Source organism: Candidatus Acetatifactor stercoripullorum (genome assembly GCF_944382095.1).
Lineage (GTDB): Bacteria > Bacillota > Clostridia > Lachnospirales > Lachnospiraceae > Acetatifactor > Acetatifactor stercoripullorum.
The window spans coordinates 48,370-63,350 of record NZ_CALWMU010000015.1 but is presented as its reverse complement, the minus strand read 5'-3'; the positions used below and the strand labels follow the sequence as shown (position 1 = coordinate 63,350).

Annotated in this window: 16 protein-coding genes; 13 read left to right on the top strand and 3 right to left on the bottom strand. The window is 49.4% G+C overall.

Annotated elements, in window-relative coordinates; translation table 11 throughout:
* Positions 1-158: 158 nt before the first annotated feature.
* The 9 genes from hprK (at position 159) to fba (ending at position 7,589) form a co-directional block, all read left to right on the top strand.
* The gene (gene hprK / locus SHK35_RS06385) at positions 159-1,103 is read left to right on the top strand and encodes an HPr(Ser) kinase/phosphatase (protein WP_318709132.1); all 945 of its coding nucleotides are present in this window, start codon (positions 159-161) and stop codon (positions 1,101-1,103) included.
* A 3-nt stretch (positions 1,104-1,106) separates the two neighbouring features.
* A complete protein-coding gene (locus tag SHK35_RS06380; RefSeq protein ID WP_318709130.1) occupies positions 1,107-2,045 on the top strand; it encodes an ROK family glucokinase in 939 nt (312 codons plus the stop codon).
* 53 nt (positions 2,046-2,098) lie between these two features.
* A complete protein-coding gene (gene murB, locus SHK35_RS06375) occupies positions 2,099-3,013 on the top strand; it encodes a UDP-N-acetylmuramate dehydrogenase (protein WP_318709129.1) in 915 nt (304 codons plus the stop codon).
* A 5-nt stretch (positions 3,014-3,018) separates the two neighbouring features.
* Positions 3,019-3,885, top strand: coding sequence for an RNase adapter RapZ (gene rapZ, locus SHK35_RS06370; RefSeq protein WP_318704966.1), 867 nt, complete (start codon positions 3,019-3,021; stop codon positions 3,883-3,885).
* Positions 3,886-3,890: 5 nt separating this feature from the next.
* Positions 3,891-4,760, top strand: coding sequence for a DNA-binding protein WhiA (whiA, locus tag SHK35_RS06365; RefSeq protein WP_318704965.1), 870 nt, complete (start codon positions 3,891-3,893; stop codon positions 4,758-4,760).
* A gap of 37 nt (positions 4,761-4,797) precedes the next feature.
* The gene (locus SHK35_RS06360; RefSeq protein ID WP_318704964.1) at positions 4,798-5,055 is read left to right on the top strand and encodes an HPr family phosphocarrier protein; all 258 of its coding nucleotides are present in this window, start codon (positions 4,798-4,800) and stop codon (positions 5,053-5,055) included.
* Positions 5,056-5,205: 150 nt separating this feature from the next.
* Positions 5,206-6,114, top strand: coding sequence for a diacylglycerol/lipid kinase family protein (locus tag SHK35_RS06355; protein WP_318709128.1), 909 nt, complete (start codon positions 5,206-5,208; stop codon positions 6,112-6,114).
* A gap of 79 nt (positions 6,115-6,193) precedes the next feature.
* Positions 6,194-6,637, top strand: a complete 444-nt coding sequence (locus tag SHK35_RS06350; RefSeq protein WP_318709127.1) for a hypothetical protein — start codon at positions 6,194-6,196, stop codon at positions 6,635-6,637.
* 88 nt (positions 6,638-6,725) lie between these two features.
* Positions 6,726-7,589, top strand: a complete 864-nt coding sequence (gene fba, locus SHK35_RS06345) for a class II fructose-1,6-bisphosphate aldolase (protein ID WP_318709126.1) — start codon at positions 6,726-6,728, stop codon at positions 7,587-7,589.
* A 199-nt stretch (positions 7,590-7,788) separates the two neighbouring features.
* Here the strand turns inward: fba and SHK35_RS06340 are convergent, their stop codons facing one another.
* Positions 7,789-8,316, bottom strand: coding sequence for a peptidylprolyl isomerase (locus SHK35_RS06340; RefSeq protein WP_318704960.1), 528 nt, complete (start codon positions 8,314-8,316; stop codon positions 7,789-7,791).
* A 251-nt stretch (positions 8,317-8,567) separates the two neighbouring features.
* Here SHK35_RS06340 and SHK35_RS06335 point away from each other — a divergent pair, with 251 nt between their 5' ends.
* The 3 genes from SHK35_RS06335 to SHK35_RS06325 all read left to right on the top strand — a co-directional run bounded on the left by SHK35_RS06335 (position 8,568) and on the right by SHK35_RS06325 (position 11,935).
* Positions 8,568-9,443, top strand: coding sequence for a GNAT family N-acetyltransferase (locus SHK35_RS06335; protein ID WP_318709124.1), 876 nt, complete (start codon positions 8,568-8,570; stop codon positions 9,441-9,443).
* A gap of 79 nt (positions 9,444-9,522) precedes the next feature.
* The gene (locus tag SHK35_RS06330) at positions 9,523-10,911 is read left to right on the top strand and encodes an MATE family efflux transporter (protein ID WP_318709122.1); all 1,389 of its coding nucleotides are present in this window, start codon (positions 9,523-9,525) and stop codon (positions 10,909-10,911) included.
* Positions 10,912-10,945: 34 nt separating this feature from the next.
* The gene (locus SHK35_RS06325) at positions 10,946-11,935 is read left to right on the top strand and encodes an aldo/keto reductase (RefSeq protein WP_318709121.1); all 990 of its coding nucleotides are present in this window, start codon (positions 10,946-10,948) and stop codon (positions 11,933-11,935) included.
* 3 nt (positions 11,936-11,938) lie between these two features.
* Here the strand turns inward: SHK35_RS06325 and hflC are convergent, their stop codons facing one another.
* Together hflC and hflK are read right to left on the bottom strand one after the other, a co-directional pair.
* Positions 11,939-12,817: a protease modulator HflC gene (gene hflC / locus SHK35_RS06320; protein WP_318702698.1), complete on the bottom strand. Its 879-nt coding sequence runs from the start codon at positions 12,815-12,817 to the stop codon at positions 11,939-11,941.
* Positions 12,818-12,833: 16 nt separating this feature from the next.
* A complete protein-coding gene (hflK, locus tag SHK35_RS06315) occupies positions 12,834-13,904 on the bottom strand; it encodes an FtsH protease activity modulator HflK (protein WP_318702699.1) in 1,071 nt (356 codons plus the stop codon).
* Between the two features lie 233 nt (positions 13,905-14,137).
* Between hflK and SHK35_RS06310 the strand changes: the two genes are divergently transcribed.
* The gene (locus SHK35_RS06310) at positions 14,138-14,980 is read left to right on the top strand and encodes a cell division protein FtsQ (RefSeq protein WP_318702700.1); all 843 of its coding nucleotides are present in this window, start codon (positions 14,138-14,140) and stop codon (positions 14,978-14,980) included.
* Position 14,981 lies beyond the last annotated feature (1 nt).

The window sequence follows — 14,981 nt, the reverse complement described above, 5'->3', positions numbered from 1 at the left end:
CAGAAACGATATGGGGATGTAATAATAAGATTATAAAAGGTAGTGCTGCTCATGAATAGTTCATGAAACAACCCTGGATAGCGAATATAAGCTCTTCCCATAATTGCCGCCTTGTGTTACAATCAAACTAATGTGAAAAGAAAAAGGAGATCGATCCTATGGCAAGTGTCAGCTTAACCCGAATTATTGAAAAGATGAAGCTGGAAAATCTCACACCGGAGATTGACGTAACCAGCATCCGTATCACGCAGCCTGATATCAACCGCCCGGCGCTGCAGATGGCAGGCTATTTTGAGCATTTTGACGCCGCAAGACTGCAAATTATCGGTTTTGTGGAATATACTTACATGGAGAGCCTCAGTGAGGAACGCAAGCGGGAGATTTACGGGGAACTTATGACCTATGATATTCCCTGTATTGTGTTCTGCCGGGAAATGAAGCCAGACCCTATTTTTCTGGAGACGGCCCTGGAGCATCATGTACCCCTTCTGTCCACCAAAAAGACTACATCGTCCTTTATGGCGGAGATCATAAGGTGGCTGAATGTAAAGCTGGCTCCCTGCATTTCCGTCCACGGCGTACTGGTGGACGTATATGGCGAGGGCGTGCTGATCACAGGGGAAAGCGGCATCGGGAAATCTGAAGCAGCCTTGGAGCTGGTAAAAAGAGGGCACCGGCTTGTGACGGACGATGTGGTGGAGCTGCGCAAGGTAAGCGACGACACGCTGATCGGTTCTGCCCCCGATATCACGAAGCATTTCATTGAGTTAAGAGGCATAGGCATTGTGGACGTGAAGGCGCTTTTCGGCGCATCCTCCGTGAAGGATACACAGCAGGTGGATATGGTGATCCGCCTGGAGGACTGGGATAAGGATAAGGAATACGATAGACTGGGTCTGGAGGAAAATTACACGGAATATCTGGGCAATAAAATTGTCTGTCATAATATTCCCATACGTCCCGGGAGAAATCTCGCCATCATCTGCGAGTCTGCGGCTGCGAATCATCGCCAGAAAAAGATGGGGTATAATGCGGCGCAGGAGCTGTACACCAGAGTACAGAATTCTCTGGCCAGAAAAAGAGAAGAGGATGGGGAGGATTGACAGATGGGAAAATACGCTTTTGGAGTGGATGTTGGCGGCACAACGGTAAAGCTGGGGCTGTTTGACGCAGAGGGACAGCTTTTGGAAAAGTGGGAGATTCCCACCAATAAAGAGAACGCAGGAGCCGGGATTCTGCCGGATACGGCAAGGAGCATTCTGGCAAAAATGCAGGAGAGACAAATCTCGGAAGCTGATCTGGCGGGCATCGGCATTGGCGCGCCGGGGGCATATGACAGTGAGGGAAATCTGGTGGGCAGCTCGGTGAACCTGGGCTGGAGCGACTTTTCTATTCCTGAGAAGATGAGAGCATACTTTAATGTACCCATAAAGGCGGTGAACGATGCCAATGCTGCGGCTTTTGGAGAAATGTGGATGGGCGCAGGCAAGGGCTACAAAAATATGGTGTTAGTGACGCTGGGAACCGGAGTGGGCGGCGGCATTATTGTAAACGAGCAGATTGTGACAGGAGCAAACGGCGCAGGCGGCGAAATCGGGCATATCCATATCGAGGACAATGAAACCGAATGCTGTAACTGCAAAAACAAGGGCTGCCTGGAGCAGTATGCTTCCGCAACGGGGCTGGTGCGTCTGGCAAAGAGACGTCTTGCCAAGGACGATACGCCCAGTATTCTCCGCAACGACAAGGTGAGCGCAAAGTCTGTTTTTGACGCTGTCAAGGAAAAGGATGCGGTTGCAGTGGAAATTGCGGAGGAATTCGGTGATTATCTGGGAAAGGGCCTGGCGGCGGTGGCAGGTGTGGTCAACCCCGAGGCTTTTGTAATCGGGGGAGGCGTTTCCAAGGCTGGGGAAATTCTTTTTACTTATATCCGTCCCTGCTTTGAGAAGTATGCCTATGCGCCTTGCAGGAATGCAAAATTTGTTCTGGCCACCCTGGGAAATGACGCCGGAATTTACGGCGCGGCCGGTCTGATTCTGCATTGATGGTTCAAATTGATGTTTCAATAAGAAAACAAGCATAGAAAGAAGATAGATTTATGATCAGTGAAGCAGCACTTGAGGCGTTAAAAGGCTTTGTACCGTCAGAGAACATCCGGCTGAGGGAACGGATGTCGGAGCACACGACCTTTCGCATCGGAGGGGAAGCTGATTGCTTCATCGAGCTGGAAAATAAGGAGCAGCTTTTAAAGGTGCAGAAATATCTGACTGCCATAGAGGAACCCTTTTTTATTCTGGGTAACGGCAGCAATATATTGGTAAGCGATGAGGGCTACAGGGGTGTGATTCTGCAGATCGGCAGAAAAATGAGCCAGATCAGGGTGGAAGGAAGCCGTATGATTGCAGGGGCGGGAGCGCTGCTCTCCCAGGTGGCAAAGGCGGCTCTTGCGCATGGGCTTACGGGATTGGAGTTTGCCTGCGGCATACCGGGCACTGTGGGAGGCGGCGTTGTGATGAACGCGGGCGCCTACGGGGGAGAAATGAGCCAGGTGGTTGCAGAGGTCACTGTGACAAGCCGCGACGGGGAAGTGCTGATCCTGGATAACGAATCCATGGAATTTGGCTACCGGATCAGCACCATAAAAAACCATCCCTTTGTGGTAACAGAGGTGGCCTTTGAGCTGGAGGGCGGAGACAGGCAGCTTATTCAGGAGAAAATGGAGGATCTTGCAGCCAGAAGAAGGGAAAAGCAGCCTTTGGAATATCCCAGTGCGGGAAGCACCTTTAAGCGTCCGGAGGGGTATTTTGCAGGTGAGCTGATTATGAAGGCGGGTCTGAGGGGCTTTCAGATCGGAGGGGCCAGAGTGTCAGACAAACACTGTGGCTTTGTAGTGAACACAGGAAGGGCAACGGCAGCAGACGTAAAGGATGTAGTGGATGAGATAAGAGAGCGCGTGAAGGATATATTTCATGTGGAGCTGCAGCCTGAGATCGTATTTTTGGGGAGATTTTAAGGACTATGAGATTTGTTGTAGTGACAGGCATGAGCGGCGGAGGAAAGAGTACGGCGCTGAAAATGTTGGAGGACGCAGGGTATTACTGCGTGGACAATCTCCCGGTTTCTCTGATTGAGAAATTTGTGGAGCTGATTGCCATGCCAAACAGTGAGAGCAGCAAGGTGGCGCTGGGGCTGGATGTGCGTGCGGATCAGTCCTTTGAGGATGTCACCAGGATTTTGGAAGGCCTGAAAGAAAAGGGCTACAAATTTGAAATATTGTTCATGGATGCGGATGAAAATGCGTTGATCAAAAGATATAAGGAAACCAGGCGTGTGCATCCCCTGTCCCAGGACGGCAGAGTGGAGGATGGTGTGCGCCGGGAGAGAAAGGTGCTGGAGACCATCCGCAGAAATGCGGATTATGTGATCGACACCTCCAATCTGCTCACAAGAGAACTAAAGGAAGAATTAGATCGTATTTTTATCAGGAACAAGGAATATAATAGTCTCATGATAACGGTCATGTCCTTTGGCTTTAAGCATGGGATTCCGGCGGATGCAGATTTGGTGTTTGACGTGCGGTTCCTGCCCAATCCCTTTTATGTGGATGGATTAAAGAGCAAAACGGGAAATGACAGGGAAGTGCAGGAATATGTCATGGGGTTTCCGGAATCGGAAGAGTTTATGAAAAAACTTATTGATATGATAGCCTTTCTCATCCCTAATTATGTGAAGGAGGGAAAATATCGTCTGGTGATTGCTATCGGCTGCACCGGAGGAAAGCATAGAAGCGTTACCCTTGCCAATGAATTGTACAAGCGCATGAAGGACAAGGGAAGCTATGGAATGAAGCTGTATCACCGTGATGTTGTCTCTCAGGGAGTTTAAAATTCATGTCATTTTCAGGCGAGGTAAAAGAGGAGCTGGCAAGACACATCAGTCCGGCGAGGCACTGTCAGATTGCAGAGCTTGCGGCCATGATGAACTACTGCGGTCAATATGGGCGTGATAGTGAGGGCAATTATACCATCGGATTTCAGATGGAAAATGAAGCCGCCCGAAGAAAAGGCTTTACATTATTGAAAAAAACATATAATATAGATACTGGTGCTGGAATCAGTAAAGAGCAGATGCAGGAGCTTTTATCCAAGCTGGGAAACCTGGAGGAACCCGTAAGTCATCTGTTGATCAAGAATTCCTGCTGTCAGAGAGCATTTTTAAGAGGAGCCTTCCTAAGCATTGGTTCCATAAGCGATCCCAGAAAGGGATATCATATGGAATTTGTCTGCACAACCCAGGAGAAGGCAAAGAGACTGCAGAGTGTGATACAGGGATTTGATATAGATGCAAAAATTGTGCTTCGGAAGAAGTATTACGTCGTTTATTTGAAGGAGGGCTCAGGCATTGTGGATCTTTTAAATGTCTGTGAAGCCCATGTATCCCTGATGAAGCTGGAAAATCTGCGCATACTGAAAGAGATGCGCAATTCCATCAACAGAAGAGTAAATTGTGAGGCGGCCAATATTACCAAGACGGTGAACGCTGCCGCCAGACAGATTGAAGATATCGAATATATCAGGGATCATTATGGTTTTCAAAATCTGCCGGATAATTTGAGACAGATGGCAGAGGTCCGCCTGGAAAACCCGGATGCCCCCTTAAAGGAGCTGGGGGAATATCTGGAACCGCCGGTAGGAAAATCCGGCGTGAACCACAGACTGCGGAAACTCAGTGAGATTGCTGAAAGAATCAGGATAAAATAACCATCTGAATCAGGACGTAAAAAGAGGAGGAAAAATTATGACAAAAAAAAGCATCCAGATCAAATTGGAAAACGGGCTGGAGGCAAGGCCCGTGGCACTGCTGGTACAGGAGGCCAGCAAGTATGACAGCACCATTTACATTGAGTGCAACGAGAAGCGGATTAACGCCAAAAGCATTATGGGAATGATGGCTCTCGGGCTGCAAAACGGTGAAGAGCTGGTGGTAACTGCAGAAGGCGTGGACGAGAAAACTGCAGTGGACGGAATTGAGAAATTTTTAAGCGGCGTGGCTTGAAGATTCCTTTCAAAAGGGAAAGCTGTCTTTTAAACGGACAGCAAGTCATAGGCATATACAAAGAGGCGGGAACAATAGAGTCCATCTGTTGGTTCCGCCTTTTGAGCTAGCGAAAAAGAAACGTCCGTTTCGGCGGAAGGGAAGGTATTTATGGAAAAAATTCTCTTTGTATACAATCCAAAGGCTGGAAAGGCCCAGATTAGAAGCAAGCTTGCGGATATTCTGGATGTGTTTGAAAAGGCCGGCTATGAGATCACAATCTGCCCCACCCAGAAACGGGGAGACGCCGTAAAGCTGGTAGCGGGAAGAAAGGATCAATATGACCTGATTGTGTGCAGCGGAGGAGACGGCACTCTGGATGAGGTGGTGACCGGCATGATAAAAAGCGGCTTCCGCACTCCCATTGGTTATATTCCCGCAGGAAGCACCAATGATTTCGGAGGAAGTCTGGCCCTTCCCAAAAATATGGTGAAGGCTGCTCGGGTGATCGTGGAGGGGAGAAATTTCCCCTGTGATATCGGAGCCTTTAACCGGGATGTGTTCGTGTATATTGCTGCTTTTGGATTGTTTACGGATGTGTCCTATGAGACGGGGCAGGATATGAAAAATCTGCTGGGTCATATGGCTTATCTGCTGGAGGGAATGAAACGCCTGCCCGCAGTGCGCTCCTATTCCATGAAGGTGAGCTGGGAGGATCAGGTGATTGAGGATGAATTTATGTTCGGCATGGTGACGAATTCCGTTTCCGTGGGAGGCTTTAAACGGATTACGGGGAAAAATGTCAAGCTGGACGACGGGGTGTTTGAGGTGACCTTGATTAAAAAGCCTAAAAACCCCATTGAGCTGAATAATATTATGGTATCTCTTTTAAACCGGGATATTGATACGGATGCCATGTACTGCTTTCGCACAAGCAGGGTTACCTTTGAATCCCCGGAAAAGGTAGCCTGGACCAGGGATGGGGAGTACGGCGGCAGCCATACCCTGGTGGAGATTGAAAACAGACAAAAAGAAATTCTGATACGGACGGCCCTTCCCGAGGCGCGGGCTGGGAAATAAAGGTTGCCGGTTCCTCCTTTTCTATGCTATCCTGTTTATGTAATAAGAGGGATGTTTTTTGTGGGAAGGGAGGCGCTGCATGAACGTAAATGCAATGGAATTTAGTCTGGTGGAGAATGTGCTGGCAATATGCTTTGGATTGTGTATCGCTGCATATATGATCTGGCTCCTTGGGAGAGCATGGAAAAAGCGGGGAAGCAGGACGGTAAAGGTAGAAAAAGCCAGAATCTTGTCCAAACTTGAGACAGACTACTGCAGCCAGACGGTTTTTGCCCAGAGCGGGCAGGTGGAGTCCGGCCTTGCCGAAAAAGGGAAGCTGTACAAGCTGCTTTTGGAAAATGAAGAGAAAAAAGGGCAGAAATATGAGCTTGTGACCTCCCGGTCTGTGTATGACAGGGTGAAGGAAGGAGATATTGGGGAGCTGGTGTTTTGCGGGGAGGAGCTGGTGCAGTTTGGAGAGCTTTCCAGCGCAGCAGGGGAGGGAAATTCCTTTGTGGGAGCAAATCAAGACTTTGAAAGCTAGAATTTCTTTCCTTTTGCTTCGTTTTGTGTTATATTGAAAACGAAAGACAAGCTATTTTCACATTATGAATCAGTATGGAGGTATGAATATGTTAGTATCTGCAACAGAAATGCTGAAGAAGGCAAAGGCGGGACATTACGCCGTAGGCCAGTTCAACATCAACAACCTGGAGTGGACAAAGTCCATTCTGCTGACTGCAAAGGAATGCAGATCCCCTGTGATTCTCGGTGTGTCCGAGGGGGCGGGAAAGTACATGGGCGGCTATCATGTGGTAGTAGGCATGGTAAACGGTATGCTTAAGGACCTGGATATTGATGTGCCCGTGGCGCTTCATCTGGATCACGGCAGCTTTGAGGGCTGCTATAAATGTATTGAGGCCGGATTTTCATCCATTATGTTTGACGGCTCCCACTATCCCATTGAGGAGAATGTGGAGAAAACCAAGGAGCTTGTGGCGGCTGCCCACGGCAAAGGAGTTTCCATCGAGGCAGAGGTGGGCTCCATCGGCGGCGAAGAGGACGGCGTAGTAGGCATGGGCGAGTGCGCAGACCCCAATGAGTGCAAGGCCATTGCTGATCTGGGCGTAGATTTTCTGGCTGCAGGCATTGGAAACATTCATGGAAAATATCCGGAAAACTGGAAAGGCTTAAGCTTTGAGACGCTGGATGCAGTGCAGCAGCTTACGGGAGAGCTTCCCCTGGTGCTTCACGGCGGAACGGGAATTCCTGAGGATATGATTAAAAAGGCCATCAGCCTGGGTGTTGCAAAAATCAATGTAAACACTGAATGCCAGCTTTCCTTTGCGGAGGCTACCCGCAAGTATATTGAGGAGGGCAAGGACAAACAGGGTAAGGGATATGATCCCAGAAAGCTTCTTGCGCCGGGTGCAGAAGCCATCAAGGCTACTGTAAAGGAGAAAATGGAGCTGTTTGGTTCTGTTGGAAAAGCATAAATTTCCCCTGAAAAGGGAGGATGCCAGGGAACTGCTTTCCCTGGCATTTATTATGAAAAAGTTATTTTGATAAACAATTAACTGTGATAGGCGTTTGTGATATCTTTATCTTATGGTTATAGTATAGGAGATAGAAATGTCTAAAGCATGATGGGGAATTAAAAAAATCTTGAATGAATTGTAAACAAAATATGAACGCCTATCGGGGCAGCTTTTCCGGTTCGGGATAGGTCTCGCCGAAGGTTTCCGCCGTAACGGTCTCCATGACCTGTTCCTCTAAAGGTCTGTCGGAGTAATCCGTGCTTGTTTCCGCAATTTTGTTCACCACATCCATTCCCTGGATCACCTTGCCAAAGGCTGCATAGCTGCCGTCTAAGTAGGGAGCGTCCTGATGCATGATGAAAAACTGGGAGCCTGCGGAGTCGGGAGCCATGGCTCTTGCCATGGACAAAACGCCGGCAGTATGCTTTAAGGAGTTTTCCACGCCGTTTTGCGCAAATTCCCCCTTGATGCAGTAGCCGGGACCGCCCATTCCGGTGCCCTCAGGACAGCCACCCTGGATCATAAAGCCACGGATGACCCGGTGGAAAATAAGGCCGTCATAAAACTTTTTCTGAACCAGACTTAAAAAATTGTTTACGGAGATGGGAGCAATTTCCGGATAAAGCTCCAGCTTGATCACATCTCCGCCTCTCATTGTGATGGTGACAACAGGATTTTTTGCCATAATCGTTTCCTTTCTCATGTAATTAGATATAGGTAATTGCGAAACTCGCTGGCAAACTCACGAACCTGGTCATAATAACCAAAAACGGGTTCCGAAGCAGTGGCTAGTCACCCTTATTTTGGTTATTACGCCCAGTTTCTGATACCAAGAAGTAAGTTTCGCAATTACTTAGCAATTAGATAAAATGATACAATTCCACAGGGTATTGTAACCGAAACTGGCGGGAACGTAAAGAGGAGAAAGCCGTTCATATGAATTATTTACAGAAAATACGGGTCTTATTGCAGGAAAAGACCTGTGAAGACAAGCTTTTCACACTGAAAGGGAAGCTGCAGGAAGCGGGTATAGAGCTTACGGCAGAGTGTATTAGGCCCCAAAAGGAGGGACAGGCCGGTCAAAGGGCAGAAGTCTTTGAACCTAAGGATGTGTCAGGAATGCTGTGGATTACGGACAGCGGAGCTGCTGCAGGAAAGCTTTCCTCCCTGGGGCTTCCGGTTTTGGCCTATTTTCATGAAAAAAACGGCGGGGAGGATTTCTCCGGCCTTAAGTATGCCATGGAAGAGCCCCAGGAGATGGATGTACAGTATTTTGAGAGAGTCTATCGGAGGCTTGTGGGGCTTCCCTGGGAAATTCTGACCACGGAAAGATGCCTGATTCGAGAGACAACGCCGGAGGATGTGGATGCCTTCTATGAGATTTACAGCCATCCTTCCATTACAAAGTATACGGAGGGTCTGTATCCCCAGGTGGAGCAGGAAAAGCAGTATGTGAGAGAGTACGCCCAAAAGGTCTATGCCTTTTATGACTTTGGAGTGTGGACTGTGACAGAGCGGGAAACGGGGGATGTGATTGGCCGGGCAGGCTTTTCTTACCGGGCGGGCTTTGCACAACCGGAGCTTGGCTTTGTGATTGGCGTGCCCTGGCAGCGAAAGGGCATTGCCTTTGAGGTCTGTCAGGCTGTGTTGAGATATGGGAGGGAACGGCTGGGCTTTCAGAAGGTGAACGCCATGGTCTGTCCGGAAAACAACGCCTCCAGAAGGCTCTGCAGCCGTCTTGGCTTTCGGGAGATGGAGACTGTGGAGCTGGACGGGCAGCGCTATCTTCGGATGGAAAAAACATACTTATAAAAGCGTACTTGTAAAAGCAGACGGGAAATGCTACAATGCTGACAGAGATGAAAGTAAAGCATGGAAGGGTTTGTGTTTCATGAATACAGAAGAAAATAAATTTACCGGCAGAAGCGAAAACAAGATCACGGAAGGAGTTATCTGGAAACAGTTGCTCCTCTTCTTTTTCCCTATTTTATTCGGTACATTTTTTCAGCAGCTCTATAATGCGGCGGACGCCATGATTGTGGGCCGGTTTGTGGGAAAGGAGGCCCTTTCCGCAGTAGGCGGCGGCACCGGCACTATTATACAGGTGCTGGTGGGCTTTTTTGTGGGGCTTTCAAGCGGCGCTACGGTGGTGATTTCCCAGTATTACGGCGCAAAAAGAGAAGAGATGGTAAGCTATGCGGTGCACACCGCCATTGCCTTCAGCCTGGCGGCGGGAGTGGTGATGACGGTGGTGGGGATTGCGGCGGCGCCGTCGGTTCTTAGGGCCATGGACACGCCGGCGGATGTGATGGCTCCCTCCATAACCTATATCAGCATCTATTTTGCAGGGCTTACCGGCAATCTGATTTATAATATGGGAGCGGGGATTCTGCGCGCCGTGGGGGACTCCAAGCGGCCTTTGTACTTTCTCATTGCAAGCTGCATGACAAACATTGTGCTGGACCTTCTTTTTGTGGTGGGCTTTCACATGGGAGTGGCGGGAGCGGCTCTTGCCACCATTATCTCCCAGGCTTTGAGTGCGGTGCTTGTGATTGCGGTGCTCATGAGAACCCGGGACATGTACCGGCTGGAGCTGAAAAAAATCCGGTTTGACGGCAGAATGTTTGTGCGGATTATCCGTATTGGCTTTCCGGCAGGCCTGCAGTCCATTATGTATAGTGTGTCGAACCTGATCATTCAGGCCAGTGTAAACTCTCTGGGCACGGACACGGTGGCGGCATGGACTGCCTACAGCAAGATTGACAGCGTATACTGGATGATTATCAATGCCTTCGGCATAGCGGTCACCACCTTTGCGGGGCAGAATTACGGCGCAGGTAAAAATGACCGGGTGCGGAAGGGTGTCAGAGTGTGTCTGGGCATGAGCTTTGGCAGTACAGTGGTGCTCTCGGTCTTGCTGTATTATGTTGGCGTTTATTTTTACAGCCTTTTTACCACGGACCCGGAGGTGACCAGGATCGGTGTGGAAATGCTTCGGTATCTGGTGCCCTTTTATGTAACCTATGTGGCCATAGAAATATTGTCGGGAGCCTTGCGGGGAGTCAGCGACTGCTGGATTCCCATGCTGCTGTCCTGTCTGGGCGTATGTGTGCTGCGGATTTTGTGGATTGTGGCAGTGGTTCCTCTGCGCCGGGATATTTATAATATTATGTTCAGCTATCCCCTTACCTGGACAGTGACCAGCATTCTCTTTGCTGTGTATTATCTGCTGTTCAGCAAGCTGCGGGTGAGGGCTGGAAGGAAAAAAAGCGTGGCCTGAATGTAAAATGGCGGCGCTTCAGAAAGGAGTTCATATGTATATTGCGAAGGAACAACGTTATGATCAGATGAAGTATAACCGCTGCGGGGCAAGCGGACTTTTGCTGCCGGCGGTTTCTCTGGGGCTTTGGCATAATTTCGGCTCCAATGGCAATTTTGACACCATGGAGGAAATGTGCCGGGCGGCCTTTGACAACGGCATTACCCATTTTGATCTGGCCAATAACTACGGACCCCAGCCGGGAGCTGCAGAAGAAAATTTCGGACGTATTTTGAAAAGAGGGCTGGGAGCCTACAGAGACGAGCTTGTGATCGCCACAAAGGCGGGCTATGAGATGTGGCCGGGCCCTTATGGCAACTGGGGAAGCAAAAAATACCTGGTTGCCAGCCTGGATCAGAGTCTTAAGCGTATGGGACTGGAATATGTGGACATTTTCTATCACCACAGACCTGACCCGGACACGCCCCTGGAGGAGACCGCAAGAGCCTTGGACGGCATTGTGCGACAGGGAAAGGCCCTGTATATTGGAATCTCCAATTACAATAAGGAACAGACCATAGCGATCTTGGGCATTTTTAAGGAGCTGGGGACGCCCTTTATCATAAACCAGAGAAAATATTCCATGTTTGTAAGAGACATCGAAAAGGACGGACTGAAGGATTATGCGGCAAAGAACGGCATCGGCATCATTACCTTCAGCCCTCTGGCCCAGGGACTTTTGACGGACCGATATCTGCACGGCATACCACAGGACAGCCGCATTCGGAGGGATGGGCGCTTTTTAAAGGAAAGTGCAGTCAATCCGGAGACCTTAGAAAAGATACGGGCTTTGAATGAGATTGCTGGGCAGAGAGGCCAGACTCTGGCTCAGATGGCGCTGTCCTGGATATTGCGGGACGGGGACATTACCAGTGTGCTGATCGGCGCCTCCAAGGTATCGCAGATCATGGACAATATCGGGATTGTCCATGCTGCGAACTTCTCTGAGGAGGAGCGAAGAAGGATCGACGAAATCCTGAAATAAAGACTAAGGCGTTGCGCTTCCGTAAAAAATCTGGGCGATGGGCGAGTCGGGCGAGAGGATTACCGTCTTGTTTCCTCCCTCCATGGAAACCTTTAAGGCGTCCAGACTTCGCACAAAGGAGTAGAAATCCTGCTTGGAAACATCGGAATAGGCCTCGGACAGAATGCGCATGTATTCCGCCTCTCCCTCGGCAATCAGGATTTCTGCATTTTTTTCTGCCTCGGAAAGCATTACGGAAACCTCTCTGTCCGTGGTGTTGCGGATGATCTGCGCCTCGGAGCTTCCCTCCGCGGTATAGGTGGCGGCAATATTGTCCCGCTCGGATATCATACGTTCGTAGACTGCGGCCTTATTGTCGCTGGGCAGATCAAGCTGCTTGGTCTCGAAGGATAAAAGCTCTATGCCGTATTGATCCAAGGTGTCCCCGATATTTTCCACAATGGCGGCAGAGAGCTCTCCGTCACGTCCAGAGATCACGTCGTCCTGGGTGTTGCTGCTGATTACGTTTTTGGTGGAGTTGTATACAATGGTGTCCAGCCTGTTCTCCGCATTGGTGATGGAGGAATTTAAGGTCTGGGCAAACTTTAAAGGGTCTGTGATGTGCCATAGGATATAGCTGTCACAGATCATGGTCTTTTTATCGCTTGTGATCACGTCCGAGGAGGGCAGGTCATAAAGAAGCGTCTCCTTGGGCAGCTTATCCACACTCTGAACGAAAGGGATTTTGAAGCTTACCCCGGCTTGGTCCACCACATGATCTACCTTGCCGAATTGGCGCACTAGACTGTACTCATTTTCATTTGTGATTACAATGCTGGAAGCGCCGGCCGCAAGAGCGGCAAGCAGAATTACCGCCAGCAATATTTTTTTCATGGTTTTCATACGCTGTCAAAACCTCCTATTCATTTGTGCTGCCCGCTGACTGGGCTGCAGTCTGGGAAGAGCTCTGGGTCTGGTCTGTCTGGGTGTCCGCGCTAAAAGAGGCAAAGGACTCCAGCGGATAGATGGTCTGCAGATCGCCGTTTGGGCTTTCGATAATCACCTTCAGATCAGGCAGCACCTCCTCCATGGTCTCATAAAACATACGCTGCTTTGTCACGGCAGGATTTTTAATGTATTCTTCATACATGGCATTGAAGCGGGCTACCTGAGCGGCGGCTTCGTTGATGCGTTCCGTTTTTTGCGCTTCCGCATCCTTGATAATGCCGTCCGCTCTGGCCTGTGCCTGGGGAATCTGCTCATTGCGGTACTTGTTTGCGTTGTTCAGAGCTGTTTCCTTTCCCTGCTTGGCCGTTTCCACGGCCTTGAAGGCTTCCATCACCTCTGCGGTGGGCGGCTCGGAATCCTGAATGGTAATGTTTACCAGCTGGATGCCGATATCCTGCTCCTCAAGACGTTCAATAATCATTTCCTTGATAGCGGACTGTATCTCATTTTTTCCCGTGGTGAGCACGTCATCCACAGGATAGCTGCCGATTACCGTCCGGATACAGCTCTGGCTGATATTTCTAAGGATATCTACCGGGTCTCTGGAGGCAAATACGGCCTTTACGGGATCGCTGAAACGGTATTCTACAAAGAAATCCACGTTCACAAAATTATAATCTGAGGTAATCATGAGGGATTCCGCCTCCTGCGTCTCGTTGGAGTCGGTGGAGTAGCCGATGGCAAATCCCTGTATGGTGGTGTTTACCTTTCTTACCTGCTGAATAAAGGGTATCTTAAAGTGCAGTCCCGGATCCGTCACTGCCTGGGCCTTGCCCAGCGTGATCAGCACGGCCTCCTCCTGCTCTCTGATTTGATAAGCGGAATTGAATGCCAGGAAAGCGATAATGATTACGCCTATGATGAGCGCTGCAATTTTAAAGGCGGCGCCGTTTCCTGAAGAACGGCTATTCTTTCCCCCGTCTGTGCTGCTTCCCATGGTTTCAAATCCATTTTTCCGATTGCGGAATGAATCTGTAAACATAAAAATACTCCCTTCTGTCATTGGTGCTTCTTCCATTTTTAGCGCTTATCACAATATTATCTGAAAGCTGGGGAAAGTGCAACAGCAGAAACTGCACGATACTAATTTTATCGTGCCTGCAGTAAAATGAAACTTTACTTTCATTTTACGATTAGATGATAGAAAAATTTACAAGTGAGGCAGTATGATAGATTTATGCAATAAAAAGTATGGATTTGTATGGAGGAAAGAAAATGACAACAACACAGAAACAGGCTGCTTCGCAGTCGCAGAAACTGATGGTATTCGTGCTGTCCATGTCCCTGTATGGACTTGCCACCTTATTTACCGAGCTTATCCCCAAATTTCAGGTGGGGATTGTAGAATTTTCCGTTGAGTTTTTCCTTTTTATCCCTCTTACCCTGGCAATGCTTTTTGACCCGCTTTCGGCGGCGCTGGGAGCGGCTACGGGAGAGCTGGTATTCAGTGAGATCATGCTGGGGCAGTTTGGCGGCCTGGGTGAGCTGGAAAAGTTTATAACGGTGACCATCGGCGTATATATTGCCGGATGTCTGGTGAAAAATCCCAAAAACAGAACCATGGTGGGTATTGCAGCCATGGTGGGGACGGGAGCGCAGCTTCTGATGGGCACTGTGGTGGATATCTTAAAGGTGCAGTTTGCTGTAGAGGATTTTGAAGCAGTGGCAGGACTGCCGGAGAGCGTATTTGCCACGGAGGGCTTTGCTTTCTTAAACGACTTCCTGTTTTCGGGAATTCTGTTCTGTCTGCTGCCCACACTTTATCTTGTACCCAAGCTTTACGGTAAGATAGAGCCTCTTTTGGGCGCAAAACCTCGGACGAAAGATACGGCGGCAGGAATCTCTCCTAAGGCGGTGGTTTTGTGTGTGGTGTTCTTTGTGTGTGCCATCGCAGCGGAAATGCTTGCCACAAGCGGTTTTGAGCTCATTGACTGGGAGGCCGGCTGGGCAGAGAGCGGCACAGCCTTTGCAGCGGCTATGATTGCAGCGGCAGCAGTGCTTCTTGGAGCGCTTTTGGTGCTGAGAAAAAAAGGCGAGATGAAGAGTAAGGCAGTTTGAG

Excerpts from the sequence above, each read along its gene's own strand:
- hprK (WP_318709132.1), top strand. The coding sequence starts at position 159 with ATGGCAAGTGTCAGCTTAACCCGAATTATTGAAAAGATGAAGCTGGAA.
- SHK35_RS06380 (WP_318709130.1), top strand. The coding sequence starts at position 1,107 with ATGGGAAAATACGCTTTTGGAGTGGATGTTGGCGGCACAACGGTAAAG.
- murB (WP_318709129.1), top strand. The coding sequence starts at position 2,099 with ATGATCAGTGAAGCAGCACTTGAGGCGTTAAAAGGCTTTGTACCGTCA.
- rapZ (WP_318704966.1), top strand. The coding sequence starts at position 3,019 with ATGAGATTTGTTGTAGTGACAGGCATGAGCGGCGGAGGAAAGAGTACG.
- whiA (WP_318704965.1), top strand. The coding sequence starts at position 3,891 with ATGTCATTTTCAGGCGAGGTAAAAGAGGAGCTGGCAAGACACATCAGT.
- SHK35_RS06360 (WP_318704964.1), top strand. The coding sequence starts at position 4,798 with ATGACAAAAAAAAGCATCCAGATCAAATTGGAAAACGGGCTGGAGGCA.
- SHK35_RS06355 (WP_318709128.1), top strand. The coding sequence starts at position 5,206 with ATGGAAAAAATTCTCTTTGTATACAATCCAAAGGCTGGAAAGGCCCAG.
- SHK35_RS06350 (WP_318709127.1), top strand. The coding sequence starts at position 6,194 with ATGAACGTAAATGCAATGGAATTTAGTCTGGTGGAGAATGTGCTGGCA.
- fba (WP_318709126.1), top strand. The coding sequence starts at position 6,726 with ATGTTAGTATCTGCAACAGAAATGCTGAAGAAGGCAAAGGCGGGACAT.
- SHK35_RS06340 (WP_318704960.1), bottom strand. The coding sequence starts at position 8,316 with ATGGCAAAAAATCCTGTTGTCACCATCACAATGAGAGGCGGAGATGTG.
- SHK35_RS06335 (WP_318709124.1), top strand. The coding sequence starts at position 8,568 with ATGAATTATTTACAGAAAATACGGGTCTTATTGCAGGAAAAGACCTGT.
- SHK35_RS06330 (WP_318709122.1), top strand. The coding sequence starts at position 9,523 with ATGAATACAGAAGAAAATAAATTTACCGGCAGAAGCGAAAACAAGATC.
- SHK35_RS06325 (WP_318709121.1), top strand. The coding sequence starts at position 10,946 with ATGTATATTGCGAAGGAACAACGTTATGATCAGATGAAGTATAACCGC.
- hflC (WP_318702698.1), bottom strand. The coding sequence starts at position 12,817 with ATGAAAACCATGAAAAAAATATTGCTGGCGGTAATTCTGCTTGCCGCT.
- hflK (WP_318702699.1), bottom strand. The coding sequence starts at position 13,904 with ATGTTTACAGATTCATTCCGCAATCGGAAAAATGGATTTGAAACCATG.
- SHK35_RS06310 (WP_318702700.1), top strand. The coding sequence starts at position 14,138 with ATGACAACAACACAGAAACAGGCTGCTTCGCAGTCGCAGAAACTGATG.